Genomic DNA, 24,121 nt, shown 5'->3' on the forward strand with positions numbered 1-24,121 from the left:
TTGCGGGGGCCCGCGGGGGGGGCGGGGGGCGGCGGGGGCGGGCATCGCGGCGGGTCTGGCAGTCCTGAAACACCGATGTCATATTGCAGTGCAACATGCGACGCGGTTACGTTTCCCTGGTGAAATCCGTCTATTTGGGGACGGGTTCTACCGGGATCGGAGTCTGAGGATTGACAGGCCCTGGGATGGCGCCGGGCGGCACGGGCACTTCAAGATGGTTTGCATTCTGAGTGTTTTGCGGGCGCGGATAAACACTGCTATCTCGGCAACACTGTTCGGTGGATTTGTCTAATCCCGGACCGTTTCGGGTTATGCTCCGTACACCCCGACCAAATTGCCCTTAAAGGACACCGTCGCCATGGACCGTTTTCAGGCTATGCAGGTGTTTGTGCGCGTCGTGGACGCCAATAGCTTCACCCGGGCGGCCGACAGCCTCTCGCTTCCGCGCACCACCGTCACCACCATCATCCAGAACCTCGAACGCCTGCTGGGCGTGCGCCTGCTCAACCGCACCACCCGCCGCATCGGCCTGACGCCCGACGGCGCCGGCTACTACCAGCATTGCGTGCGCATTCTCGCCGATGTCGAGGAAACCGAGGCCTGCTTCCAGGAAGCGGCCCTGCGCCTGAAGGGGCGGCTGCGCATCGACGTGCCGACCTGTATCGGCCGGCTGATCCTGATTCCGTCATTGTGTGATTTCCACGACAAGTACCCCGACGTCGAGCTGGTGCTCGGCCTGGGCGACCGTCCGGTGGACATGGTGCAGGAGGCCGTCGACTGCGTCATCCGCGCCGGCGACCTGGAAGACTCCAGCCTGGTGGCGCGCCGCATCGGCACGCTGCAGACCGTGACCTGCGCCTCGCCGACCTACGTCGCGCGCCATGGCATGCCGCAGACCATCGAGGAACTGCGCAACCACCACGCGGTGCATTATTTCTCCAGCCGCACCGGCCGCAACTGCGCCTGGGACTTCAAGATCGACGGCAAGCACCAGGAAGTGGACATGCGCGGCACCGTGGCGGTGAACGAGGCCGGCGCCTACCTGGATTGCGGCCTGAAGGGCTTCGGCCTGATCCAGACGCCGCGCTACATGGCGCTGCCGTACCTGCAGTCGGGCGAGCTGATCGAAGTGCTGCCGCAGTGGAAGCCCAGCGCCACCCCGATCTCGGTGCTGTATCCGCAAAGCCGCCAGCTGTCGCCCAAGGTGCGCGCGTTCGCCGACTGGGTCGCGGAACTGTTCGCCAGCTGCCCGCTGCTCAGCGGCCGCGACGAGACCGACCCGGCCGCCGCCAGCTGCGGCGTGTTCCAGCAACGCCAGGTCAGCCAGGCCAAGCAGATGGCCGTGGCCGGCGTGGCCGCCGCCAACGAGCCCATGCCGCGCCGCCGCACCGCGCGCGAGGAAGCCGCGGAATACGCCCTGTAGGCGGGCGCATGGCGGGCCGCCTGGCCCGCCATGCCGGCAATTCGCCGGCAAAATCCTGGAAAACCCGGGAAACCCCGTAGTAAATACAGGCCTTGCGTCCCTCGTATTTCTGGAAACGTCTGTATAGTCCGACAGTCAAAGCCTCAACGCATTCACTGTCGATCCGCTCTATGCAGCCTGTACTTCCCGCTTACCTGATCGCCCGTTGGCTTTTGCTGCTCGTCCTGTTGGCGGGGGTGTATTTCCTCAGCGGCTTCCTGGTGCCCGCGCTGGCCGCGCTGATCATCGGCCTGGCCAGCTGGCCGCTGTACCAGCGGCTGGTCGCGCGTTGCGGCGGCCGCACCGCGCTGGCGGCCTCGCTGGCGCTGCTGGTGGTGATCGTGGTGCTGATCGTGCCGCTGTCGCTGGCGCTGTCGTACGCCATCAAGGAAGCCAGCACCTTCTTCGCCTGGGCCATCGCCGCCAACCGCCACGGCGTCGCGGTGCCGAACTGGATCACCTCGATGCCGGTGGTGGGCGACCGGCTTGGCGAATACTGGGAGGCCTACATCGGCCAGCCGCATGCGCTGGGTGCGCTGGTCGAGGCCGTCAGCGGCGAACACCTGGGCAATATCTACCGCATGGTGCTGGCCGCCACCGGCAATGTGTTCCAGCTGCTGCTGACCGTACTGTTCATGCTGATCACGCTGTTCTTCGTCTACAAGGACGGCGTGCGCATGGTGGCGCAACTGGACGTGCTGGGCGAACGCATCCTGCCGGCGCGCTGGCAGCGTTTTTCGCGCGTGGTGCCGGCCACCATCAATTCCACCGTCACCGGCATGGGCCTGATCGCATTGGGCGAGGGCGTGGTGCTGGGCATCGCCTACTGGGTCGCGGGCGTGCCGTCGCCGGTGCTGCTGGGCGTGGTCACCGGCTTCATGGCCCTGATCCCTGGCGGCGCGCCGCTGTCGTTCACGCTGGTGTCGCTGTATCTAGTCGGTTCCGGCCACATGGTGGCGGGCATCGCGCTGATGGTGTGGGGCAGCGTCGAATTGTTCATCGTCGACAAGACGCTGCGCCCGCGCCTGGTGGGCGGCCCGGTCAAGCTGCCGTTCCTGCCGACCTTCTTCGGCCTGGTGGGCGGCGTGAAGACCATGGGCATCGTCGGGCTGTTCGTGGGCCCGGTGCTGATGGCGCTGCTGGTGGCCGTGTGGCGCGAATGGGTCAACCACGAGGAAGTCGAGCGCGACACCGCCCGGCTCAGGGCCGGCGCGCCGCCCGACAATACGCCGACCGGCGGCCAGGCCTAGCCGGGCCGGGGCTGCGGGTTTGGGTGTAATCTAGCTCTCCCGCGCTCGCCGGCGCCTCGTCCGGCACGCGCCTGCCGTGTGCGCAGACGCTTGCAGCTCATGCCGCGGGGTCTGAGGGTTTGGCAGGTTCATCATGTCCGGGTCATTGCAAGAAGATGAGTTAGCGGTCCTGCGCGAGCAGGGGTTCGTGGTCGCGCGCCAGTTCGCGGACCCGGCCGAGGTGGCGGCGCTGCGCGCGCTGGCCGAGCGCCATTTGCACGAGCACGTGGCGCCCATCGAATACGAGGCGGATCTGCGCTATCCCGGCGCCCCCGAGTCGCGCGACGCCGCAGGCGGCTTGACGGTGCGGCGCCTGCTCGGCGCCTACGGCCGCGATCCGCTGTTCGCGCAATGGGCCACCGACCCGCGCATCGGCCAATCGCTGGCGCGCTATTTCGGCGAGACGCCGGTGCTGTCCACCGTGCACCACAACTGCGTGATGACCAAGCATCCGGCCTACGGCAGCCTGACCGGCTGGCACCAGGACATCCGCTACTGGTCGTTCTCCGACACCGACCTGGTGTCCTGTTGGCTGGCGCTCGGCGACGAGACCTGGGACAACGGCGGCCTGTCGTTCATCCCCGGTTCGCACGCGGCCGCGTTCCAGCCGGCGCAGTTCGACGAGAAGAAATTCTTCCGCGACGACGCGCCCGAAAATGCCGAATGGATCGGGCGCGCCGTCTGTCCCGAGCTGCGCGCCGGCGACCTGGTGTTCTTCCATTGCCGCACGCTGCACGCGGCGCAGGGCAACCGCAGCGACCGCGTCAAGCTGTCGCTGGTGCACACCTATCATCCGCAGTCCTGCCATCCGCTGCCGGGCACGCGTTCGGCCAGCCAGCCGGGCGTGCCGTTGGCGCCATAGCGCCGCGTCCTCGGGATGGCGTCGTCAACGGCGCCGTCCCAGCCACCCCAGCAACAGCACCGACGCGCCGATGGCCGCGAGGTTGAAGCGCATCGCGCTGGCGAAGGCCTGCGCGTAGCGGTCGCCAGTGGCCGCGTCCGCCAGCGCATCGAGCGTGCCGCTGAACAGCATGCCGGCGGCAGACACGCCCAGCGCCGCGCCGACCTGCTGCAAGGTGGCGACCACGCCCGCCGCCATGCCGGCCTGGCGGTCTTCCACCAGTCCCAATGCCAGGTTCACCAGCGGCGTGTTGACGGCGCCTTGCGCCGCGCCCAGCCAGACCAGCACGGGCACCAGCGACCAGGGCGCGAGCGCGGCGCCGGCCGCGCCCACCTGCCACATCAGCGTGGCCGTGGCGCCGCCATACAGCAGCGCGGCCACGGTGACCGCGTGCGTGCCGAAGCGCGCCACCAGCCGCGGCGCCGCCATCGAGCCGGCCACGAAGCCGACGCTGGCTGGCGCGAACACCGTGCCCGCCGTCAGCGCATCCACGCCCAGCCCGGTCTGCAACAGCAGGGCGTAGCAGAGGAACATGGCGCTGGCAGTGGAGAACACCAGCGTCACCAGCAGGCAGCCCGCGGCGAAGCGCGGCTGCGCCAGTAGCGTCATGTCGACCAGCGGCGCGCGGCCGGCGGCGCCGGCGCGGCGCTGCATCCATACGAACAGCGCCAGCAACGCGACCGACGCCGCGCCGCAGGCCAGCGTCCACGTCGGCCAATGGCGTGCCGGGCCTTCGACCAGCGCCAGCAGCAACAGGCCCAGTCCCGCGCCGACCAGCGCCGAGCCGCCCCAATCCATCGGCGCGCCCGCGGCGTCGCGCGATTCCGGAATGTGGCGCGCCAGCCGCCAGGCCAGCAGGCCGACCGGCACGTTCACCAGGAAGATCGTGCGCCATGCCAGCCCGAACAGATCGGCATGCACGATCCAGCCGCCCAGCACCTGGCCGGCGATGGCCGCCAGTCCCAGCGTCATGCCGAGCAGGCCGAAGGCGCGGCGCCGCGCATGGCCGTCGTAGCTGACGCGGATCAGCGCGTAGACCTGCGGGAACAGCATGGCCGCGGCCACGCCCTGCAGCACGCGCGCGCCGATCAGCGTGTTGGCGTCGGGTGCCAGGCCGCACAGCGCCGAGGCCAGCGCGAAGCCGGCCATGCCCAGCATGAACAGGCGCCGGCGGCCATGACGGTCGCCCAGCCGGCTGCCCGCGATCAGCAGCACGCCATAGGCCAGCTCGTAGGCGACGATGATGAAATTGATCTGCGCGAAGCTGGCCGCCAGCGTCGTCTGCATGCTGGGGATGGCGACGTTGACCACGAACAGGTCGAAGATCGTGATGAAGCCGCCGGACAGCAGCACGGCCAGGCCGAGCGGGCCGGGCGTGGCGGGCTTGGTGGCGGCATCGGGGCAGGGCGAGGGCAGGGTGGCGGAGGACATGGACAGGCCGCGGGAGTGGGGATCGGCGCTATTCTGTGGGCTGTTCGAGCCTCATACAATTTAGCTGTTTATGCTATTACTGAAGGCAATAGCCTATGCCCCGTTCCCCTTCGCATGACGCGGCGCCGGCCGCCGCGCCCGCGCCGCGAGCCGGCGCGCTCGGCACGGGCGCGCAGCGGCTGGACCGCACCCGCGCCGACCTCGCCGAATTCCTGCGGCTGCGCCGCGAGCGCCTGAGTCCGGCCGCGCTGGGACTGCCCGCCGGCGGCCGTCGTCGTACCCCCGGCCTGCGGCGCGAGGAAGTGGCGGCGCTGGCCGGCGTCGGCCTGGCCTGGTACACCTGGTTCGAGCAGGGCCGCAACATCAGTGTGTCGGCCACCTTCCTGGAAAACCTGGCGCGCGTGCTGCGGCTGGACGCGGCGGAACGGCGCCACCTGTACCTGCTGGCGCACCAGCGTCCGCCAGCCGAGCCGGGTCGCACCTGGTGCACCGTGCCGCCGCAGGTGCGACGCCTGATGGACGACCTGCCCGCGCGTCCCGCCTACATCCTCAACCTGCGCTGGGACGTGGTGGTGTGGAACGCCGCCGCCGAGCGCGTGTTCGGCTTTGGCGCGCAGCCGGCGGGGCGGCGCAACCTGCTGTGGATGCTGTTCGTGGATCCGCCGATGCGCGAGCTGTTCGTCGACTGGCCGGCGCAGGCGCCGGCGATGCTGTCCACCTTCCGGCGCGATTTCGCCTCGGCCTCGGGCGCGCCGGACATCACCGAACTGGTCGACGAACTGGAACGCGTCGCGCCCGAGTTCAAGGCCTGGTGGCGCGAGCACGACGTGCACGGCGCCTGCATGGGCGTGCGCAGCCTGCGCCTGCCGGCGCTGGGCGAGGTGGCGTTCGAGCATTCCACCTTGTCGGTCGATGAAAGCCGCCACCTGCGCCTGGTGGTGTACGCGCCCGCGCCGGACGAACCACAGGCCGCGGCTGTCGCGCGCTGGCTGGCGCGCAAGCCGCGCGCGGCCGCGCGTGGCTCCAGAGATTAGGCGCCGCGTGGCGCTACGGCGGGGGCGCGGCGCGCTTCTATAGTCGGGGCGATTCGCCACTTCCGCTCGCGCCATGTCCACTCAAATCCTGCCCCGCCGCCAGGCCCTGTCGCTGCTCGTCGTGGTGGTGCTGGCCTGGGGCTTCACCTGGGTCGTCAGCAAGCTGCTGCTGCAATACATGACCCCGATCTGGGCGGTGGCCGCGCGCAGCGTCGCCGGCGCCGCCGCGCTGCTGGCGCTGGGCCTGGCGCTGCGGCGGGTGGCCTGGCCGGTCAAGGCCGACATTCCCGTGATCCTGAGCGTGGGCCTGCTGCACATGGGCGCGTTCGCCGCCCTGGTCAGTCTTGGCCTGCAATACGTGCCGGCCGGTCGCTCGGTGGTGCTGGCCTATACCACGCCGCTGTGGGTCATTCCGGCCGCGCGCGTGTTCCTGGGCGAGCCAATCGGGCGCGGTCGGCAACTCGGGCTGGCGCTCGGCCTGCTGGGGCTGGTCGTCATCTTCAATCCGCTGGCGTTCGATTGGCGCAATCGCGAGGCCGTGTTCGGCAACGGCCTGGTGCTGCTGGCGGCGCTGTGCTGGGCCGCCAACATCGTCTACGTGCGCGCCCACCGCTGGGTCACGCCGCCGTTCGAGCTGGCGTTCTGGCAGGCGCTGCTGGCCTCCGGCGTGCTGGCCGCGGTCGCCTGGGCGGCCGAGGGCGCGCCGCGCGTGACGTGGAGCCCGGACCTGGGCTGGCTGCTGGGTTATGGCGGCGTGTTCGGCATCGCCGTGGCGTATTGGGCGGCGGTGAACGTGAACCGGTCCCTGCCCGCGGGCGTCACGTCGATCGGCCTGCTGGGCGTGCCGGTGGTCGGCCTGCTGTGTTCGGCGGTGGTGCTGCATGAGCCCCTGAGCGCGCCGCTGTTGCTGGGGATGGCATTGATCGTGGCCGGCATCGCCGCCGGCGTGCTCGACAAGACGCCCCGGTAGCGGCGTCACGCAAAAGGCGCTTGACGGCCGGAATCGTGTCTGTGTATCGTAAGACATATATCTTAAGATATGTTTTAAGTAACACGTCAGACTCCCAGCGAGGCCCCCATGCGCCATTTCCACTTCCTGACCGCCTTTGCCCGCGGCTCGCGCCATGAATCGCGCGAGCGCCACCACGGCCACCGTGGCCATCACGACCACCACGGCCACCACGATCATCACCACGGCCATCACGGCCATCCCGAATTCCACGATCATCGCGGTCGCCACGAATCCCTCGATCATCACGACCCCTACGAACGTCATGGCCACGCCGGCCACGGCGCGGATGGTCGCCACGAAGGCGGCCGCGGCCGTCATGGCCGTCATGCCGGCGGCGGGCGCGGCTGGTTTGGCGGCCCGTGGGGCGGCCACGGCCGGGGCGGCGATGCCGACGACAGCTTCGGAGGCGATGGCCGTCATTGGGCGCGCGGCCGCAAAGTCTCGGCCGACGACCTGCAACTGATGCTGCTCGGCCTGCTGGAACAGAACCCCAGCCACGGCTACGAGCTGATCAAGGCGCTGGGCGCGATGTCCAACGGCTTCTACACGCCCAGCCCGGGCATGGTGTATCCGGCGCTGACCTATCTGGAAGAACTGGGCTACGCCACCGTCGAGCAGGAAGGCAGCAAGAAGCGCTACCACCTGGCGGACCCGGGCCGCGAATACCTGGAAGCCAACCGCGAGCGCCTGTCGGTGATGTTCAACAAGCTCAAGCACGTGGCCCGCAAGATGGACTGGATGCGCCAGGCCTGGAGCGGCGAGCCGCGTCCGGCTACCGACGAGGAAGACGCCAGCGGCTGGATCGATGAGTTCGTGCACGCCCGCCAGGAGATCCGCCACGCGCTGCTGCAGCGCACCGAGGCGTCGCCCGCCGAACAACGTCGCATCGCCGCCATCCTGCGCCGCGCGACCGCGGCAATCACCGGCAAGAGCTGTGACTGATTCCGCCTATTCCATTGGAGACCCCATGACCCGTAGCGACCTGACTGTCGAACGCGTGCGCCATCCCCTGAAGATGCGCATCCTGACCGTGGCGCGCGTCGAGCGCATCGCCGGCCTGCTGGCCCGCGTCACCTTCACCGGCGACGACCTGCGCGACTTCGTGTCCGCGTCCTTCGACGACCACGTGAAACTGTTTTTCCCCGCCGATCCCTCGCAACCCCTGCTGTTGCCCGAGGTCGGCCCCGACGGCATCAAGTTCCCCGACGGCGCGCCGCGCCCCGCGGCGCGCGACTACACCCCGCGCCGCTATGACGCCGCGCGCGAGGAACTGGATATCGACTTCGTGCTGCACGGCGATGGCCCCGCCTCGACCTGGGCCGAGCAGGCCGAGGCCGGCCAGCGCCTGGGCATCGGCGGCCCGCGCGGCTCGTTCGTGGTGCCCAAGGGCTTCGATTGGCACGTGCTGATCGGCGACGAGACCGCGCTGCCCGCCATCGCCCGCCGCCTGGAGGAGTTGCCCGCGACCGCGCAGGCGCTGGTGCTGATCGAGGTGCCGTCTGCCGCCAACGAGATTGCCCTGCCGACCCGGGCACAGGCCGCGGTGCGCTGGCTGCATCGCGACGGCACCGCCGCCGGCTACAGCACGCTGCTCCTGGAGGCCGCGCGCGAGCTGGCGTTGCCGGCGGGCGAGGGCTATACCTGGATCGCGGCCGAGTCGGCCGTGGCCAAGGCGGTGCGTGAAATCATGGTGGCGCAGCACGGCGTCGACAAGAGCCGCATCCGCGCCGCCAGCTACTGGAAGCGCGGCGCCATCGCCGTGCACGAATCGCACGACGATTGACGCTGCGGGAATCAGGCCGCGGGTTCGGGCCGCGCGCGCGCGACTACCCCTGCGCCAGCGCCAGCAGGTTGGCCACGCGTCCACCGGGCGCATCGTCGCGCACCACCAGGCCCAGCACCGCGCGCGGCCAGTCCAGCGCGAAGGGGCGGTAGACCACGCCGTCCGGACGCAGGTGGCGCAGCGACGCCGGCACGATCGCCACGCCCATGCCGGCCGCCACCAGGTTCACAGCCGATGACAACTGCGGCGCGCGCTGGCCCGGCAGCGGATTCAGCCCATGCTGGCGGCACGCCGCCATGATGTCGGCGCTCAGGCCATAGCCGGACTTGCGCGAATACTGGATGAAGCGTTCCTGCGTCAGGTCGGCCGGCGCCAGCCGCTTGCGCCGCGCCAGCGCGTGGCCCAGCGGCAGCGCCACCACCAGCGGCTCTTCCGTCAGCTGCGTGAAGCGCAGGCCGCCGTCCATCGCGAACGGCGGCCGCACGAAGGCCGCGTCGATCAGCCCTTCGCGCAGGCGCGCCACCAGCGTTTCGCTGTCGTCCTGCGACAGCGTCATTTCCACATCGGGGTATTGCTGCCGGTAGAGCCGGATCAATTCGGTCACGACCGGATGGAACGACGCCGATTCGGTGAAGCCCAGCGACAGTTCGCCGACCTCGCCGCGCGCGGCGCGGCGCGCCGTCCGCACCGCGTCCTGCGCGCGTTGCAGGATGTCCTGTGCGCAGGCCAGGAAGGCGTGGCCGGCGTCGTTCAGGCTGACCCCGCGGCCGCGGCGGTCGAACAGCGGCGTGCCGACTTCCTCTTCCAGCTGGCGGATCTGCTGCGACAGCGGCGGCTGCGCCATGCCCAGCTGCTCGGCCGCGCGGGTGAAGTGCTGGGCCTCGGCGGTGGCCACGAAATAGCGCAGGTGGCGCAGTTCCATATTGGTATCCAGAAAGTACCGATTGTCAATTTTCCATATATTGGACATTCTAGTGCGGCGGAACGATGATGCGCACATCCCCTCTTCGTTTCCAAAGGAATGCGCATGGCTTCGACTCCCACCCCCGGCGCGCTGCTGCGCCGCCATCTGGCCCAGGACATCGTGGTGGCGCCCGGCGCCTACGATGGCATGTCGGCCCGCCTGGTGGCGGCGGCCGGCTTCAACGCCGTCTACGCCAGCGGCGGCGCCATCGCGCGCGCCGCGGGCTATCCCGACATCGGCCTGCTGAGCTTCACCGAGGTCATGGACCGGGTCGAGAAGATCGTCGACGCCAGCGGCCTGCCGGTGGTGGCCGACGCCGACACCGGCTTCGGCGGTTCGGCCAACGTCGAGCGCACGGTGCGCATCATGGAGCGCGCCGGCGTCGCGGCCTTCCATATCGAGGACCAGTCGTTTCCCAAGCGTTGCGGCCACCTGGACGACAAGAGCCTGGTGGACGCCGAGGAAATGTGCCGCAAGGTCCACATCGCGCGCCAGACGCTGGCCGATGCCGACACGCTGGTGATCGCGCGCACCGACGCAATCGCGGTGGAAGGCTTCGATGCCGCCATCGCGCGCGCCGAGCGCTATGTGAAGGCCGGCGCCGACATGGTGTTCGTCGAGGCGCCGGAAACGCTGGAGCAGATCCGCGCCATCGCCGACCGGCTGCCCGGCCTGAAGCTGATCAACATGTTCTATGGCGGCAAGACGCCGCTGGTGCCGCTGCCCGACCTGGCCGCGATGGGCTATCGCCTGGCGATCATTCCGTCGGACCTGCAACGCGCCGCCATCCACGCCATGCAGGCCACGCTGGCGGCGATCCGCGAGACCGGCGACAGCAGCGCGCTGGCCGACCGCCTGACCAGCTTCAAGGAGCGCGAAGAGATCGTGCAGACCCGCCGCTACCTGGCGCTGGACGCGCAGTAGCAGGGCCGGGGCGCGCGCCGGCTCGTTCCGGCGCGCGCGGCCTCACTGGCGGCAGCGCTGCGGCATCGACAGCGGCCACAGCCGCTGGTTATAGCTGCCGTGGAGCGTGCGGATGCCGCATTCCATGGAGACGCGCGCCACCATCGTGCCGCGCTCGTCCACGATCATCGAGAGATCCCGCGTCGACACCACGGCGCGCTGGTTGGCAAACGCCGAGGCCCACAGGTAGACCGGCGTGATCGCCAGCCGGCCCTGGCCGTCGGCGTAGCCGTAGCGGTCGCCGACCAGGACCGCCGCCAGGCCGTCGCGGCGCGGGCCGATGTAGCTGAACGTCGGTCCGCTCTCCACGCCCTTTTCGTTGACCGCGCGCATGTTGCCGTTGGGCAGCACTACGGCCGCCTGGCCTTCGGAGAACGAGGTCGCGGTGCCCGGCAGGGTCAGGCGTGTCTTGCCCGTGGTGTCGGTGTAGACAGTGACCGGGTTGCCGGCGGCGTCGGCGTCCGCGCGCAGCAGCCAGGCCGATCCCGTCGGCCAGTACCAGTCGCCGGCCGGCAGGCTGGCCACGGTCTTGCCGTGTTCGTCGATCAGGCGGGCGCCGTCTTCGCCGCTCACCAGCGCGCGTGCCGGCTTGCCCTGGAACCGCGTGCCGGGCACCGCGCCCGGCGCGATCTGCCAGCGGCCCTGGCCATCCACATAGCCGTGGCGGTCGGCGCGGCGGATGGCGAGCCAGGCGCCCATCGGCGTGTAGTTCGCGTCCTGCAGGTCGAGCGCGTCGGAGGCGTCGGGCGCGATGATCCAGCGGTTCTTCTGGCTGTAGGCCAGATAGGCGCCGCTGCCGTCGCGCGACACATCCAACGCCGGCTGGAAGCTGGTCAGGACGCGTCCCTCGCGATTGAACAGCGCGGCCGGGCGGCGGTAGTCCTCTTCCTTCGAGCCCGCCTGGTACATCAGCCACAGCTTGTCGTTGACGCGGCGGGCGTCGTTGTGGCGCGGTGGCACGATCCACTTGCCCTGCGCATCGATCAGGCCCACCTTGTCCTTGCCGAGCGCGGCAATGGCGCGGCCGTCGTGGAACGCGCCGATGTACTGGAAGACCGGGGCCGACACTTCCTTGCCGGCGATGAAGTCGTACAGGCCCCAGGGGTCGCCCTCGGCCGCGGTCTTCAGGTAGCGCACCAGTCCCGGCGCGACCACTTCGGCCTCGAAGTAGTCGGGCAGGGCATAGGTCTTGCCGGCGCGGTCGATGAGGCGCGTCTCGCCCTTGGCGTAGATCAGCGCGTAGCCGTGACGGAAGGCGCCGATGTGCTGTTGCAGCGGCAGGTCCATCGGCTGGCCGCGGCCGTCGAGCAGCTGCACGCCCTCGTCGGTCTGCGCGGCGAAGCGCAACTGGTCGGCGGTCAGCGGCGCGGCCTCGGCGGCGTCCTCCGCCGTGTCGTTGTCGCGCGGGCCGTCCAGCGGCACGATCTCGCTCCAGTCCTTGCGGGTGGCGACGCTGCCGTCGGCCAGCAGCAGGCCGGCGCCGCCTTCCGTGCAGTGGCAATAGCCCTGGCCCAGCACGCCGAGCGGGCCGTCGGGCACGTCCAGCGGCATGTCGCGCAGTTGCGAGCCTTGCGCCGCTTCGACCGCCTCGGGTTGCAGCACCGCGCGGCCGTCGGCATCGATGGCGTTGAGCAGCTGGCCGTCCTGGCTGGAAACCCACAGCTTGCCCTGGCGCACCGCCAGCCGGCTGGCCTGCGCCAGCCAGGACGGCGCGTTGTCGCCTTGCAGCCAGGCGCCCTTGGGCGTCAGCAGGCCGGCGACATTGCCGGCCTTGTCGCGCAGCAGCAGATAGCCGCCTTCGTTCTGCTCGGGCTTGAGGTCGCGGCTGCCCAGCGTCAGGGCCTCGGCGCGTCCGGGCACATAGGCCTTGAGCGTGTCGCCCGAGCGGTAGACCAGCGTGTTGTCGTAGATATCCGAGGCGTTCGCTTCCTCGTTGGTGAGCGTGGCGATGGGCTGGCCGCGCGCGTCCAGCAGCGCGTAGCCCGTGGTCGGCAGCTGCGCGCTCCAGAACGCCTTGCCGACGCGGCCCAGGCGCTGATAGCGCTTGCCCTCGCCGATCAGCGCGCCCTGCTCGTCGATCAGCACCACCTCATCGTCGCCGATGCCGAGCGCCAGCGGGTCGTCCTTCTGCCGCGTGATGTCGCTGAACTTCGGTTCCATGCGCCAGTTCCAGTCGGCGTCGAGCAGGCCGTACATGCCATGGTCGTCGACGCCGATGAACAGGTCCTTGCCGTAGCTCGACACCACCCGCAGGCCATCCTTGGCGTAGCGGCGCTCGCCGTCGGGGGAGCGGTATTCCTCGCGGTAGGTGACGGACAGTTGCGCCGGCCGGCCCTCGCCCAGGATCACGTTGTCGACGCTGGCGTCGAGCGCGTCGCCCACGGCCTTGCCGCCGCGGTCGATCAGCTGGCGCTGGCCGTCCAGCGTCACCACCGCCAGCCCGGCCTCGACGAAGTCGCCGACGCTGTCATAGCGCGGCGGCACCGCCATCCTGCCCTTGCCGTCGATATAGCCCCACTTGCCCTTCCAGCGCACCGCGGCCAGGCCGTGGTGGAAGTTGCCGACGCGTTCGAACTGCGGCTGCACCACGAGCTTGCCGTTGCCGTCGATGAAACCCCAGGCATGCCGGCGCAGCGACTGGTCGGTCGGCACGCGGTCGATTTCCTCCAGCGAGGACGGCAGCAGCACGGCGGCGCGATTGTCCGACAGCGGCCCGATGCAACCGGCGGGACCCTGGTAGTCCTGGATGTCGCGGCTGGTCGCGGCCGGATCCATCAGGCCGTCGACGCAGGGAATGCCGTTCTGGCGGTATTGCGCGTGGGCGGACAGCGACAGGCCGAGCGCGGCGACGGCGCAGGCGATACGGGTGGCGTGAAACGCGCGCGTGGTCATGATTGTTCTGCTTTGGTGGATTCGGGGACGGGCACGCCTTCGGTCCCGACGGCGTCGGGGCAGGTCAGCTTCTCGCGCGGCCAGGTCACGCGTTCCTGCGCGTCCATCACGATGATCTGGCCGCACAGCAGGCCGAAGGTGGCGGTGGTCTTGCCGCGGGTGTCGATGAATTCGAGCAGGCGATCGCGGCGCACCAGCGCGCGGCCCTCCTTGAAGTCGCCGGCCCAGCCGAACTCGGGCGGGATCACGTAGCGCCCGCTCAGGTCGATGTAGCCGAGCAGCTTGCCGCTGCGCTGGTCGCGCCGCGCCAGCGCCAGGCCGTCGCGCAGCGGACCGAGCTTGTTGAAGTAGGGGCCGACGATGCGCTTGCCGGCGGCATTGACGAAACCGTAGCGGTCGCCGCTGCCGCGATAGGCCACCACGCCCTCGCTGGCGGTGCGCTCCTCGACAGTGAACTCGCCCTTGAAGCGCGTGATTTCGCGGCCCTGCAGGTCGGTCATGACGCTTTCCGCCGCGTCGCTGTCGCGGAAGATCACCCGCTGCATGGAGGCCAGCGGCGTGCCATCGCCGAGCTTTTCGAGCAGGGCCTTGCCGTTTTCGTCCATGAGGCGGTAGCGCTGGCCGTCGTAGACGCGCGCCAGGCCCTCGGGCTGGACGAAGAACGGATTGAACTCGCCGCTGCTGGCGGAGACCTTGAGGTTGCCGCGCGCGTCGATCGCGCCGTTGCGCGAACGGTATTGCACGTAGATCCAGTCGCCGAACTGATCCTGGCGCTCGGGCACGCCGTCGAACAGGCGGGTCATGCCGCCGTCGGCGTCGAACAGCAGCGTGCCGCCGTCCTTGCCCTGTCCCAGGTAGCGGCCCTGTTTCAGGTCCCGCGGTTTCTCGTGCAGCACCACGCTGCGCTTGCCGCTGGGCAGATGGATCAGGCGGTAGTCGTCGCGGTAGCCCGAGTCATTCTTGCCTTTGGGCTCGCGCGCCAGCAGGTAGCCGTTGCCGAGGTAGTCCAGGTCGTAGCTGCCGGCGTAGGTGGCCGGCACGACCCACTTGCCATGGCGGTCGATGATGCCCCAGCGGTCGCGGTCCTGCGCCTTGGCCCAGTCGTCCTGGAAATCCTCGATGCGGTCGAGCGTCGGCGCCACGGCGATGCTGGCGCCGCGGATGTTCCACAGGCCCCAGTGGCGGTTGCGGCGGTCGTCCTGCTTGTAGAAATAGAGCAGGTCGCCATTGATCTTTTCGCCGTTGACTTCGACGTGGGCCGGCAGCTTCTGCGTATTGCCGCGGGTGTCGATCAGCACGGCTTCGTCGCGGCTCATGGCCGGCGTGCGCGCCCAGCTGTAGGCGCCCTTGAAGCCGCCGATGCCGGCGTAGGTGGGCGGCAGGATCCAGTTGCCCTCGGCGTCGATGGCGCCGACGGTGCGCTTGCGCGTCTTCACCAGCAGCGGCGCGGCGGCGTCGTAGGTGCTCATGTCGTCCCAGTCGGGATTGGTGACGATCTTGCCCGAGCGCGTCAGGATGCCGGTGGGCTGCTGGTAGTCGTTCGGCCGCAGCAGGGCCAGCGGCAATTGGTCGGCGCCGGGCGCGGCCTCGCGCGAGCTGTCGTTGGCGCGCCGGGGGGAGAAGGGCAGCACGCGATATTGGCCCAGGCGTTCGGCGGTATCGCTGTCGAGCAACGCGGTGCCGTCGGCGCGGTAGATCTGGCGCAGCGTGGCTTCGCTGTCGGTGCCGGCCACCGCGACGCTGGTGGCGGCATCGGCCGCGGCTTCCCCGGCGTCGCTGGCGGCGGCATCGGCGGCGGCTTGCGTCGCGGCTTCGGCGGCGACCGGCGCCGCGTTGTCGGCCGCGGCATCGACGGCCGGGCCCGCACCATCGACCGCCGCGGCATCGGCCGCCGCGGCATCGACCGGCGGACCGGCGGCGTCGGCGGTCGTCGGTGTCGGCGCGGATTCGATGAGGGTCGGCGCCATCGGCGGCGGAGGGTCGGCGGGGCCGGGACCCGCCTCGGCCGGCGCCTCGAGGGCGTCGGGGTGATCGGTCTCGGAGGCAGGCTTGGCCGCGTCGCTCGCGAACGCGTCGCGGGGGCCCTGGGCATACAGCCAGGCCAGGCCGTCGTCGCTGACCGTGACACGGCCGAAGGCAGCCGGCGTCACCACGATATTGCCGCCGGGGGCGATCATCACGACCGCGTCGACGTCCGTCAGCACCTTCCAGCCGCCGCTTTCCTCCACGCCCACGTAGGGGTTGGTGAAGGTGCGCATCGGCCGCAGGTCGGCATCCAGCAGCACGTACCGCGCCGTGTCGCGGGGCTTGACCAGCCACAGGCCCGCGCCGGGCTGGGCCACGCTTTCATAGCGGCCCGCCGTCAGCGGCGTGCCGTCCGGCCGCACGAACATCCAGGACTGCTCGCGGTGCACGGCCAGCGTGTCGCCGTCGCGCAGCGGCGGCTGGTCCGAGCCCAGCACGTCGGGCGCGATGGCCCATTTGCCGTTGGCATCCAGCAGGCCCCAGAGGCCGCCGTAGCGGTTGCTGCGGCGCTGCGCCGGCAGCGTGTCGGCGACCGGCCGCTCCAGCCGCATTACGTCGGTCGGCAGCGTCAGGGCGCGGCCGGTCGCGGTATTGAACAGGCGCGGCGCTTGCGGCACTTCCATTGCCGCCAGCTTCTGGCCGGGTTCGAACCCCCACGACCGCGTGCCCAGCTCGAAGGTCTTGACGACCTGGCCCTGGCGATTGATGAGCACGTCGCGCTCATCGTCCTCGACTAGCGCGGTGCCCGCGGCGTTGAAGCCCGAGGCGCGCGCGAAGCGCGGCTTGATCACCCAGGCGCCGCGCGTATCGATGTAGCCCCACAGGCCGTCCTGCTGCACGGCGGCCAGGCCGTTCTGGAACGACTCGGCGTCCTGGTAGGCCGGCGTGATGACCATCTGGCCCTGCTTGTCGATGTAGCCCCAGGTGCCGGCGGCGTCGCTCGCCTTGCCGGTCAGCACCGCCGCCAGGCCTTCGGCGTAGTCGCGGTTGCACGACACGTCCGGGGTGATGGCGTAGGTGCGGCCGACACAATCGTATTGCCAGTCGGCGAACGCCTCGTCCGCCTGGGCGCCGGCATGAAGACCGGCCAGCGCCACAGCCAGCGCCAGCGGCCGCAGTGTGAGGGCGCGCCTCATGGCGCGACCCGCGCGGCGGCGGACGAAGGTGCAATCAGGGGGATCGAGCGTAGCCGGACGTGCCGCATGGTGGTGATGCCTGCCAAAGGGGAACGAAGGCAGCACTGTAACCAGCAGTAGCAAGCAAAGAAACGACAAATGTAACGATAGAAAACGAACCGTTAACAACGCGCCCGCGGGCGGCTCAATCGTCGAGCCAGGCGCCCTGTTGGCGCATGCGCGAACGCAGCAGCGACCGCGCCCGCGACAGGCGGCTGCGCACCGTGCCGATCGGCAGATTCAGCTGCGCCGCGGCCTCTTCGTAGGACAGGCCGTCGGCGCAGATCATCATCAGCACCTCGCCCAGGTCGGGCGGCATGGCGGCCAGCGACCGCTCCAGGATGCGCAGCGTCTGCAGCAGTTCGGTGCGCGCGGCCGGGTCCGAACGGCGGTCATGTTCCTCGACCAGGGCGTCCTCGCTCACGAACGCATAGCGCCGTTCGGGCGCGCGCGACAGGTGATTGCGGATGAGGTTGCGGGCGATGCCGAACAGCCAGGTCGACGGCTTGCTCTCGCCCCGGAAGCGGTCAAAGCTCGACGACATCTCGACGAAGGCCTGCTGCGTGATCTCGTCGGCGTCGGAGCTGTTGCCCACCTGGCGCAGCACGAAGCGTCGCAGGCGTTCGGACTCTTCGCGCACCAGCTGGCTGACCGGGTCGGCCAGCGGGGAGGAGGGAATGGCGGCGGACGAACAGGAGGCAGGGGGCATGGTGGCGGTGCTGCGGGTCGTGGACGGGGACGCCCGCAGCGCCGCGGCGGGCGCCTGGCGCGGGCGCGCACGTGTCCTGCGCGGCCCGGGCGGGTCTGCGCGGAAAGTGGCGTGGGGGAGTGCGGTGCAGCCCCGCGATCTCCCATGGCCCTGTCGGAAAGAGAAAGCGGATGCTGCGAAACCAGTCTACGTTTGGAAGATTCGGTAGCAAATACGGCGCGTGCCGTATTTTGGCCAGCGCCGCGCGGCCGCGGTCAGGCAGGCGCCGCGCGGATCAGGCGCTGGGCAGGCCCAGGCGCACCGCGTAGGCCACCAGTTCGGCGGTGCTGTGCAGCGCGAGCTTGCGCATCAGGTTCTCGCGATGCTTGCGCGCGGTCAGCGGGCTGATGTGCAGGGCCGCGCCGATCTGCGCGGCGGTGGCGCCCTGCGCGGCCAGCGCCAGCACCTGCTGCTCGCGCCGCGTCAGGGTCTCGGCCGGCGCCGGCGCGTGGGTGGGCCGGGGTTGCGCCGGGCGGCCGGCCTGGCCGTCGTGCAATCGCTGGATCGCGGCCATCAGTTCGCGCGAGCTGCCGGTCTTGGCCAGGTATTCGTCGGCGCCGGCCTCCAGGATGGCCTGGCGGCTGCGGGCGTCGGTATTGGCGGTCAGCACCATGATGTGCAGGGCGGGATGGCGTTCGCGCAGCGCGCGCACCCAGCCCGAGCCCGCCACGCCGGGCATGCCCAGGTCCAGCACCAGCACGTCGGCGCCATGCGCGGCCAGCAGCGCCAGCACCTGCTCGCCGGTGGCCGCTTCGTCGATCGAGCCGATCATCGCGCCCGCCTGGCTCAGCACCATTTTCAGGCCCTCGCGCACGATGCCGTGGTCGTCGGCCAGCAGGATGCGCAGCAGGGGAGGCGGGGAGGTCGGGGTCATGAGGGCGGTGAGGGCGCCGCGGCTTGTGTCAGAATGATGCACCATTATAGGGACCGATCCAGGCGCATGACCGCCCCTGCCGCGCTATCCCCGCCCCAGCCACCGGGCACCGCCGCCGCGCACGCGGCCCCCGTCGCCGACGCCATCGCGACCGAGCTGGCCACGCTGCTCTACAAGCAATCGTATGGCGTCCTGTTCGCCAATTTCGCCGTCGCGCTGCCGGTGCTCTACGTCATGCGCGAGGCCGCGCCCGCCGGGGTGCTGGCGGCGTGGATCGGCGCCGTCTATCTGCTGACGCTGGCGCGCGTGCTCGTCTGCCGCCGGTTCCTGCGGCGCGCGGCCGGGCCGGTGCGGCCCTGGGTGCGCGGCTTCTGCCTGCTGTCATGGACCTCGGGCCTGTTGTGGGGGCTGGCCGGGTTGCTGGCGGTGATGTCGGGGCAGGACCTGTTGCTGGCGTTCGGCTGCGTGATGCTGGCCGGCATGTGCAGCGGCGCGGTGCCGTCGCTGTCGGCCTATCCGCCCGCCTACGTCGGCTCGGCGCTGGGCATGGTGGCGCCGTTCATCGCCGCCTGCCTGGCGGCGGCCGACGGGCTGCACCTGGTGTACGCGGCCTTCGGCGTCTGCCTGCTGGCGGTGAACCTGTACTTCAGCGCGGTCACCTATCGCAGCCTCAGGACCACGGTGGCGCTGCGCTTCGAGAACAGCGCCCTGATCCGCAGCCTGGAACACGAGCGCGACCGCGTGGCCGCGGCCGACCGCGCCAAGACCCGCTTCCTGGCCGCCGCCGGGCACGACCTGCGCCAGCCGGTGCACGCGCTCGGCATGTTCACCGACATCCTGGCCAGCCGCGCCGAGCAGGGCAGCGTCACGCCACAGGACGCGTTGCATGTGGCGCGGCGCCAGCAGGGCGTGCTCGACGGGCTGAACCGCCTGCTGGACGGCCTGCTGGACGTGTCGCGCCTGGACGCGCACCTGGTGCGCACCGAGCGCCGCGCCGTCGCGCTCGACGCCCTGTTCGACGACATCCGGCTGGACTACGAACCGCAGGCGCGGGCGCGCGGCCTGCGCCTGGTGGTGGCGCCGACCTCGCTGGCGCTGCAGACCGATCCGGCATTGCTGCGCCGCATCCTCGACAACCTGCTGGGCAATGCCCTGTCGTACACGCCGGCCGGCTGGGTGCTGCTGTCGGCGCGCCGGCGGCGGGGCGGCGTGCTGATCCAGGTCTGGGACACCGGCGCGGGCATCGCGCCCGACCTGCAGGAAACCGTCTTCACCGAGTTCACGCGCGGCGCCGGCGCGCCGGCCGCGTCGCAGGGGAACGAGGGGCTGGGCCTGGGGCTGGCCATCGTGCGCCGCCTGGCGGATCTGCTGCAGGGCGACATCGCGCTGCGCTCGGTGACGGGCAAGGGCTCGGTGTTCTCGTTGTGGCTGCCGGCTGGCATTCCCGGCGCGCATGCAGCCGGCGAAAAATAATCAGTTGAAGCGGGGCCGAAGCGCCCCTGTAATAGCATCATCCATCCATCCGCACGGGATCGACGTCCCACGCCCGAGGTTCGCCATGTCCGTCGCCGCATCGTCCGTCGCTTCTTCGCCCGGTCCCGCCGCCGCGCCCCGCAACCTGTGGCTCATGGTGCTGGCGGGCGGCATCGTCATGGGCCTGGCGCTGGGCGTGCGCCACGTGCAGGGCCTGTTCCTGCTGCCGGTCACCATGGACCGGGGCTGGTCGCGTGAAACCTTCGCCATGGCGCTGGCGGTGCAGAACCTGACCTGGGGCGTGGTGCAGCCGTTCACCGGCATGATCGCCGACCGCTTCGGCTCGGCCAAGGTCATCCTGGGCGGACTGGTGTTCTACGCCTTGGGCCTGGCGGGCATGGCGCATGCCGCCACGCCCGCGGCCTTCATGTGGACCGCCGGCATCTGCATCGGCATTGCGCTATCCGGCACGGCGTTCGCCGTCATCTACGGCGCGCTCAGCCGCCTGGTGCCGCCCGAGCGGCGCGGCTGGGCGCTGGGCGTGGCCGGCGCCGTCGGCGGGCTGGGGCAGTTCACCATGGTGCCTGCCGCGCAGTGGCTGATCGGCGGCACGGGCTGGGTCGGCGCGCTGATGATCTTCGCGGCGGTGCTGGCGGTGGTGATGCCGCTGGCCTGGCCATTGAAAGAGACGTCGCGGCGGGCTGCTGGCGCCGCGGCGGCGCCCGAGCAGCCATTGGGCGCGGCGATCCGCGAGGCCTTCGCGCAGCCCGGCTTCTGGCTGTTGAACCTGGGCTTCCTGGCCTGCGGCTTCCAGCTCGCCTTCATCGGCACGCACCTGCCGGCCTACCTGATGGACAAGGGCCTGCGCGCGGCGGACGCGGTCGCGGCGCTGGCCATCATCGCGCTCGCCAATGTCGCCGGCACCTATGTCTGCGGCATCCTGGGCGCGCACCATCGCCGCAAATACCTGCTGGCCGGCATCTACCTGCTGCGCACCGCCGCGATGGCGCTGTTCTTCCTGCTGCCGCTTTCGCCCGCGTCGGTGTACGTGTTCGCCGCGGTCATGGGCTTCGTCTGGCTGGGCACGGTGCCGCTGACCAATGGCCTGATCTCGCAGGTGTTCGGCGTGCGCTACATCACCACGCTGTTCGGCTTCGTCTTCTTCGGCCACCAGGTGGGTTCGTTCCTCGGCGTCTGGCTGGGCGGCGTGGTGTACGAGGCGACCCATTCGTACGACCTGATCTGGATCGGCGCGATGGCGCTGGGCGTGCTGTCGGCGGCGCTGCACTGGCCCATCGACGACCGCGAGCTGCCGCGCATCCGCGCCGCCGCAGCCGCCGGCTGAACCGCGCGCAGGCGTCGTCACGCCGCCTGCGCTTCGTCAGACCGGCCGGTGCTGCGTGCCCGCGCCCATGGTGATGTGCAGGATGCGACAGGACTCCACCACCTTGAGCGTATGCCAGGCGCCGCGCGGCACCACGTAGGCGTCGCCCGCCCGCAGCCGGACGACCTGTATGCCGGCAGGGCCGTCCAGATGCAGGTCGGCCGCGCCGGCCATCAGGCGTACGATCTCGTCGGCTTGCGGATGCATCTCCCATTGCGGCCAGTCGCGGGCGCAGGGGTATTCCGACACCAGCCAGCCGCGGCCGTATCGTTCCAGGTCCTCATGCGATTGCGACCAGAAGGCGTCGCCGCCCGCGAGCGGGGTGGCGTGGCCGGCGGCGTCAAGGAAGACGTACTGCGATGACAGGTCGGTGGGCATGGCGGTCTCCAGAGCGGGGGTAATAGGCGTTATAACAGTGCCGAAGGCCGTCTCGACGGCGCGCCATCGTCGCGAGGAATCCGCATGCAGATCGAATCCCGTTGGTTGTTCCCGTGCGAGCCGCAGCACATCTGGCCGCACTTCCTGCATGCGCGCATGGACGACAGCCGGCCGCTGCTGTTCCGCCTCGGCGTGCCCAAGCCGATCAGCTGCAAGGTGCTCGAAGGCGCGGCCGCCGTGGGCCATACGCGCCAGTGCACCACCGATCGCGGCACCATCGACCAGCGCATCCTGATCCTGCAGCCCGGCGAGCGCCTGCGCTACCAGATGCAGCGCAGCACGGTCTGGTGCGCCGACTGGGTCGGGACGCTGGTCGACACCTTCGAATTGCGGCCGCTGCCCGGGCAAGGCACCGAGGTGCGCCGGACCACGCAGTTCGAGGCCGCCGGCCGCTGGCGCTGGGCCAAGCGCCTCGGCCTGTGGGCGGGGCTGCGCCAGGCCCACGCCTACGCCAGCCGCAATTGGCGCAGGCTGGCGCTGGCCAGCCAGGCCGCGCAGGCGCGCGCTGGCGAAGCGGCTGGAATACTCGAAAAACTGCGATAATCCGGGTCTTTCCAGGGGGCGCCGGCTCGCATCCGGCGTAGGTGTCGGCATGAACAAGGGATTCGACGGCGTCCGGCCGGCATCCGAATCGTCCATCGAGATCGGTTTCTTCTACCAGGGCCGCCATTGCGTGGAGCGCATCCGCGTCAAGCCGACCGCCGCCAACCTCAAGCGCGCCGCCGAACGGCGCACCGCCATCCTGGCGGCGATCGCGCGCGGCGATTTCGACTACGCCGCCGAATTTCCCAAGCGCACCGCCGCCGCCCCATCCGCCAAGGACGAGACATGACCCGCGTTGCCGCATTGCCCATCTACGACCTGACCGCCGATGCCTTCGCATCCTATGGCTGGATGCTCGGCAAGCCGATCCCGCAGGGCAATGGCGTGCCGCTGTTCAGCAACGACGCCACCGACTTCTGGCAGGAACATGTCTTCAACACCGGCGCGGGCGGCGACGCCGAGGTGCTGTGGGTCAACTACCGCAGCGCCTCGCCCGATGTCGCCAGCCTGGAGAAGCACCTGCTGACGCAGCAGGCGATCGTGCCGCTGACCGGCGCCATCATCCAGGTGGTGGCCCGCAGCGCGGCCGATGGCAGCCCCGACCTGGACACGCTGGCGGCGTTTCGCGTCGATCCCGGGCAAGGCGTCTGCATGCGTCCCGGCTGTTGGCACGCCACGCGCGTGGCCGACGCGGAAGTCACCTGCCTGATGCTGACGCGCCGCTCGACCACGCTCGACCTGATCCAGCACCTGACCACCGATGCTTGCGCCAGCGAAAGCGCGATCACGTCGATCCCGCCGCGGCAACTGGAAGCCCCGCATTTGCCGGACTGAATTACGCAGACCGCGTGGCGTCCCGGGCGCCATGCGGCCATCGGGCTTGCGTGAAGTCGTCCTGTCATCGCCACGCGCTTTCACCGGCGTGGTGAAATGTGCCAGAATTTGAGCGACTGTTTTTTGTCGCGACGCTGCCGCCACCCGGGCGTTGCCAACGGCTTGCCCTGCTGGAGCATGGAATGCGCATACGCCTCGCTGGCGTTGGATCGACCCGCTATGTTCGCGGCCTGCTTGTCCTGACGTTGTGCACCGGCGCGGCCGGCTGCAGTTTCACCTCGCCCGACGCGGCGACGGGGGCGCAGTACGTCGGCATCGACGGCGTGTCGGCGCCCGAGGCGCGCCGCATCGCCAAGGAAGCCTATGTCTACGGCTATCCCATGGTGGCCAGCTACCAGGCCATGTATGCCGCCAGCATCGATCGGGGCAATCCCCACTACCGCGGGCCGTTCAACACCCTCGGCCGCGCCGAGCCGGCGCCGGACGACGCGCCGCAGTTTTCCGCCGTGCTGGACCTGCGCGCCGAGCCCGTCGTCGTCAGCGTGCCGCCGATGGAGGCCAGGCGCTACCACGCGTTGCGGCTGACCGACCTGTATGGCTTCAACTTCGCCTATCTCGGCAGCCGCGCCACGGGCAATGGCGGCGGCAGGTATCTGGTGGCCGGGCCGCGCTGGAACGGCGCCGCGCCCACGGGCATCGCCACGGTGATCAGCGCCGAGACCGAGCTGGTGAGCCTCGCGGGGCGCATCCAGCGCTTCTCGTCCTCGGACCAGGCCAACGTCAAGCGCATCGAGGACGGTTACCGCATCCAGCCGCTCTCGGCCTACCTGAAGAAGCCGCCGCCCGCGCCGGCCACGATCGAGTGGCTGGCGCCCGAATCGCCCGCGCCGATGCGC

The 24,121-nt window shown here is 70.3% G+C and carries 21 protein-coding genes; 14 read left to right on the plus strand and 7 right to left on the minus strand.

Going from position 1 to position 24,121, the window contains the following annotated elements; all coding sequences use genetic code 11:
• The first annotated feature begins 358 nt into the window (after positions 1 to 358).
• From AOZ53_RS31245 to AOZ53_RS31255, 3 genes are all read left to right on the plus strand, one after another.
• Positions 359 to 1,423 (plus strand): LysR family transcriptional regulator, encoded by a 1,065-nt coding sequence (locus AOZ53_RS31245; RefSeq protein ID WP_054429188.1) that lies wholly within the window; start codon positions 359 to 361, stop codon positions 1,421 to 1,423.
• Between the two features lie 170 nt (positions 1,424 to 1,593).
• Positions 1,594 to 2,712, plus strand: coding sequence for an AI-2E family transporter (locus tag AOZ53_RS31250; RefSeq protein WP_054429187.1), 1,119 nt, complete (start codon positions 1,594 to 1,596; stop codon positions 2,710 to 2,712).
• A gap of 133 nt (positions 2,713 to 2,845) precedes the next feature.
• A complete protein-coding gene (locus tag AOZ53_RS31255) occupies positions 2,846 to 3,613 on the plus strand; it encodes a phytanoyl-CoA dioxygenase family protein (RefSeq protein WP_054490834.1) in 768 nt (255 codons plus the stop codon).
• Between the two features lie 24 nt (positions 3,614 to 3,637).
• On the opposite strand, the gene AOZ53_RS31260 is transcribed toward AOZ53_RS31255, so the two are convergent.
• Positions 3,638 to 5,083 (minus strand): MFS transporter, encoded by a 1,446-nt coding sequence (locus tag AOZ53_RS31260; RefSeq protein ID WP_054490836.1) that lies wholly within the window; start codon positions 5,081 to 5,083, stop codon positions 3,638 to 3,640.
• 95 nt (positions 5,084 to 5,178) lie between these two features.
• Between AOZ53_RS31260 and AOZ53_RS31265 the strand changes: the two genes are divergently transcribed.
• The 4 genes from AOZ53_RS31265 to AOZ53_RS31280 all read left to right on the plus strand — a co-directional run bounded on the left by AOZ53_RS31265 (position 5,179) and on the right by AOZ53_RS31280 (position 8,912).
• Positions 5,179 to 6,117: a helix-turn-helix transcriptional regulator gene (locus tag AOZ53_RS31265; RefSeq protein ID WP_231690715.1), complete on the plus strand. Its 939-nt coding sequence runs from the start codon at positions 5,179 to 5,181 to the stop codon at positions 6,115 to 6,117.
• A 73-nt stretch (positions 6,118 to 6,190) separates the two neighbouring features.
• A complete protein-coding gene (locus tag AOZ53_RS31270) occupies positions 6,191 to 7,087 on the plus strand; it encodes a DMT family transporter (protein ID WP_054429184.1) in 897 nt (298 codons plus the stop codon).
• 108 nt (positions 7,088 to 7,195) lie between these two features.
• Positions 7,196 to 8,071 carry a PadR family transcriptional regulator gene (locus AOZ53_RS35145; RefSeq protein WP_054490838.1) on the plus strand — a complete coding sequence of 292 codons (876 nt, stop codon included), beginning with the start codon at positions 7,196 to 7,198 and terminating at the stop codon, positions 8,069 to 8,071.
• 25 nt (positions 8,072 to 8,096) lie between these two features.
• On the plus strand, positions 8,097 to 8,912 hold the full coding sequence (locus AOZ53_RS31280; RefSeq protein ID WP_054475635.1) for a siderophore-interacting protein: 816 nt from the start codon (positions 8,097 to 8,099) through the stop codon (positions 8,910 to 8,912).
• Between the two features lie 43 nt (positions 8,913 to 8,955).
• Here the strand turns inward: AOZ53_RS31280 and AOZ53_RS31285 are convergent, their stop codons facing one another.
• Positions 8,956 to 9,834: a LysR family transcriptional regulator gene (locus AOZ53_RS31285; protein WP_054429182.1), complete on the minus strand. Its 879-nt coding sequence runs from the start codon at positions 9,832 to 9,834 to the stop codon at positions 8,956 to 8,958.
• A 105-nt stretch (positions 9,835 to 9,939) separates the two neighbouring features.
• Here AOZ53_RS31285 and AOZ53_RS31290 point away from each other — a divergent pair, with 105 nt between their 5' ends.
• Entirely contained in the window at positions 9,940 to 10,800 is an 861-nt protein-coding gene (locus AOZ53_RS31290; protein WP_054429181.1) for an isocitrate lyase/PEP mutase family protein, read from the plus strand.
• Positions 10,801 to 10,842: 42 nt separating this feature from the next.
• Here AOZ53_RS31290 and AOZ53_RS31295 read toward each other — a convergent pair whose 3' ends face one another.
• The 4 genes from AOZ53_RS31295 to AOZ53_RS31310 form a co-directional block, all read right to left on the minus strand.
• On the minus strand, positions 10,843 to 13,731 hold the full coding sequence (locus AOZ53_RS31295) for a WG repeat-containing protein (protein WP_054490840.1): 2,889 nt from the start codon (positions 13,729 to 13,731) through the stop codon (positions 10,843 to 10,845).
• Positions 13,728 to 16,892, minus strand: coding sequence for a WG repeat-containing protein (locus AOZ53_RS31300; RefSeq protein WP_054490842.1), 3,165 nt, complete (start codon positions 16,890 to 16,892; stop codon positions 13,728 to 13,730). The genes AOZ53_RS31295 and AOZ53_RS31300 overlap by 4 nt, the downstream gene beginning before the upstream one ends.
• A gap of 184 nt (positions 16,893 to 17,076) precedes the next feature.
• Positions 17,077 to 17,640: an RNA polymerase sigma factor gene (locus tag AOZ53_RS31305; protein ID WP_054429178.1), complete on the minus strand. Its 564-nt coding sequence runs from the start codon at positions 17,638 to 17,640 to the stop codon at positions 17,077 to 17,079.
• A gap of 274 nt (positions 17,641 to 17,914) precedes the next feature.
• A complete protein-coding gene (locus AOZ53_RS31310; protein ID WP_054429177.1) occupies positions 17,915 to 18,553 on the minus strand; it encodes a response regulator in 639 nt (212 codons plus the stop codon).
• 66 nt (positions 18,554 to 18,619) lie between these two features.
• Between AOZ53_RS31310 and AOZ53_RS31315 the strand changes: the two genes are divergently transcribed.
• Together AOZ53_RS31315 and AOZ53_RS31320 are read left to right on the plus strand one after the other, a co-directional pair.
• A complete protein-coding gene (locus AOZ53_RS31315; protein WP_054490844.1) occupies positions 18,620 to 20,026 on the plus strand; it encodes a sensor histidine kinase in 1,407 nt (468 codons plus the stop codon).
• An 85-nt stretch (positions 20,027 to 20,111) separates the two neighbouring features.
• Positions 20,112 to 21,371 (plus strand): MFS transporter, encoded by a 1,260-nt coding sequence (locus AOZ53_RS31320; RefSeq protein WP_369815797.1) that lies wholly within the window; start codon positions 20,112 to 20,114, stop codon positions 21,369 to 21,371.
• 36 nt (positions 21,372 to 21,407) lie between these two features.
• Here the strand turns inward: AOZ53_RS31320 and AOZ53_RS31325 are convergent, their stop codons facing one another.
• Entirely contained in the window at positions 21,408 to 21,788 is a 381-nt protein-coding gene (locus AOZ53_RS31325) for a cupin domain-containing protein (RefSeq protein WP_054490846.1), read from the minus strand.
• Between the two features lie 84 nt (positions 21,789 to 21,872).
• Between AOZ53_RS31325 and AOZ53_RS31330 the strand changes: the two genes are divergently transcribed.
• The 4 genes from AOZ53_RS31330 to AOZ53_RS31345 all read left to right on the plus strand — a co-directional run.
• Positions 21,873 to 22,391: an SRPBCC family protein gene (locus AOZ53_RS31330; RefSeq protein WP_054490848.1), complete on the plus strand. Its 519-nt coding sequence runs from the start codon at positions 21,873 to 21,875 to the stop codon at positions 22,389 to 22,391.
• A 49-nt stretch (positions 22,392 to 22,440) separates the two neighbouring features.
• A complete protein-coding gene (locus AOZ53_RS31335) occupies positions 22,441 to 22,680 on the plus strand; it encodes an Arm DNA-binding domain-containing protein (protein WP_054429173.1) in 240 nt (79 codons plus the stop codon).
• Complete coding sequence (locus AOZ53_RS31340) at positions 22,677 to 23,225, plus strand: ureidoglycolate lyase (RefSeq protein ID WP_054490849.1); 549 nt, start codon at positions 22,677 to 22,679, stop codon at positions 23,223 to 23,225. The genes AOZ53_RS31335 and AOZ53_RS31340 overlap by 4 nt, the downstream gene beginning before the upstream one ends.
• 182 nt (positions 23,226 to 23,407) lie before the next feature.
• Positions 23,408 to 24,121 (plus strand): DUF1254 domain-containing protein (locus tag AOZ53_RS31345; protein WP_231690716.1); only part of this gene is annotated, 714 nt, incomplete at its 3' end.

This window comes from Achromobacter sp. 2789STDY5608621 (assembly GCF_001299375.1).
GTDB lineage: Bacteria > Pseudomonadota > Gammaproteobacteria > Burkholderiales > Burkholderiaceae_B > Achromobacter > Achromobacter insuavis.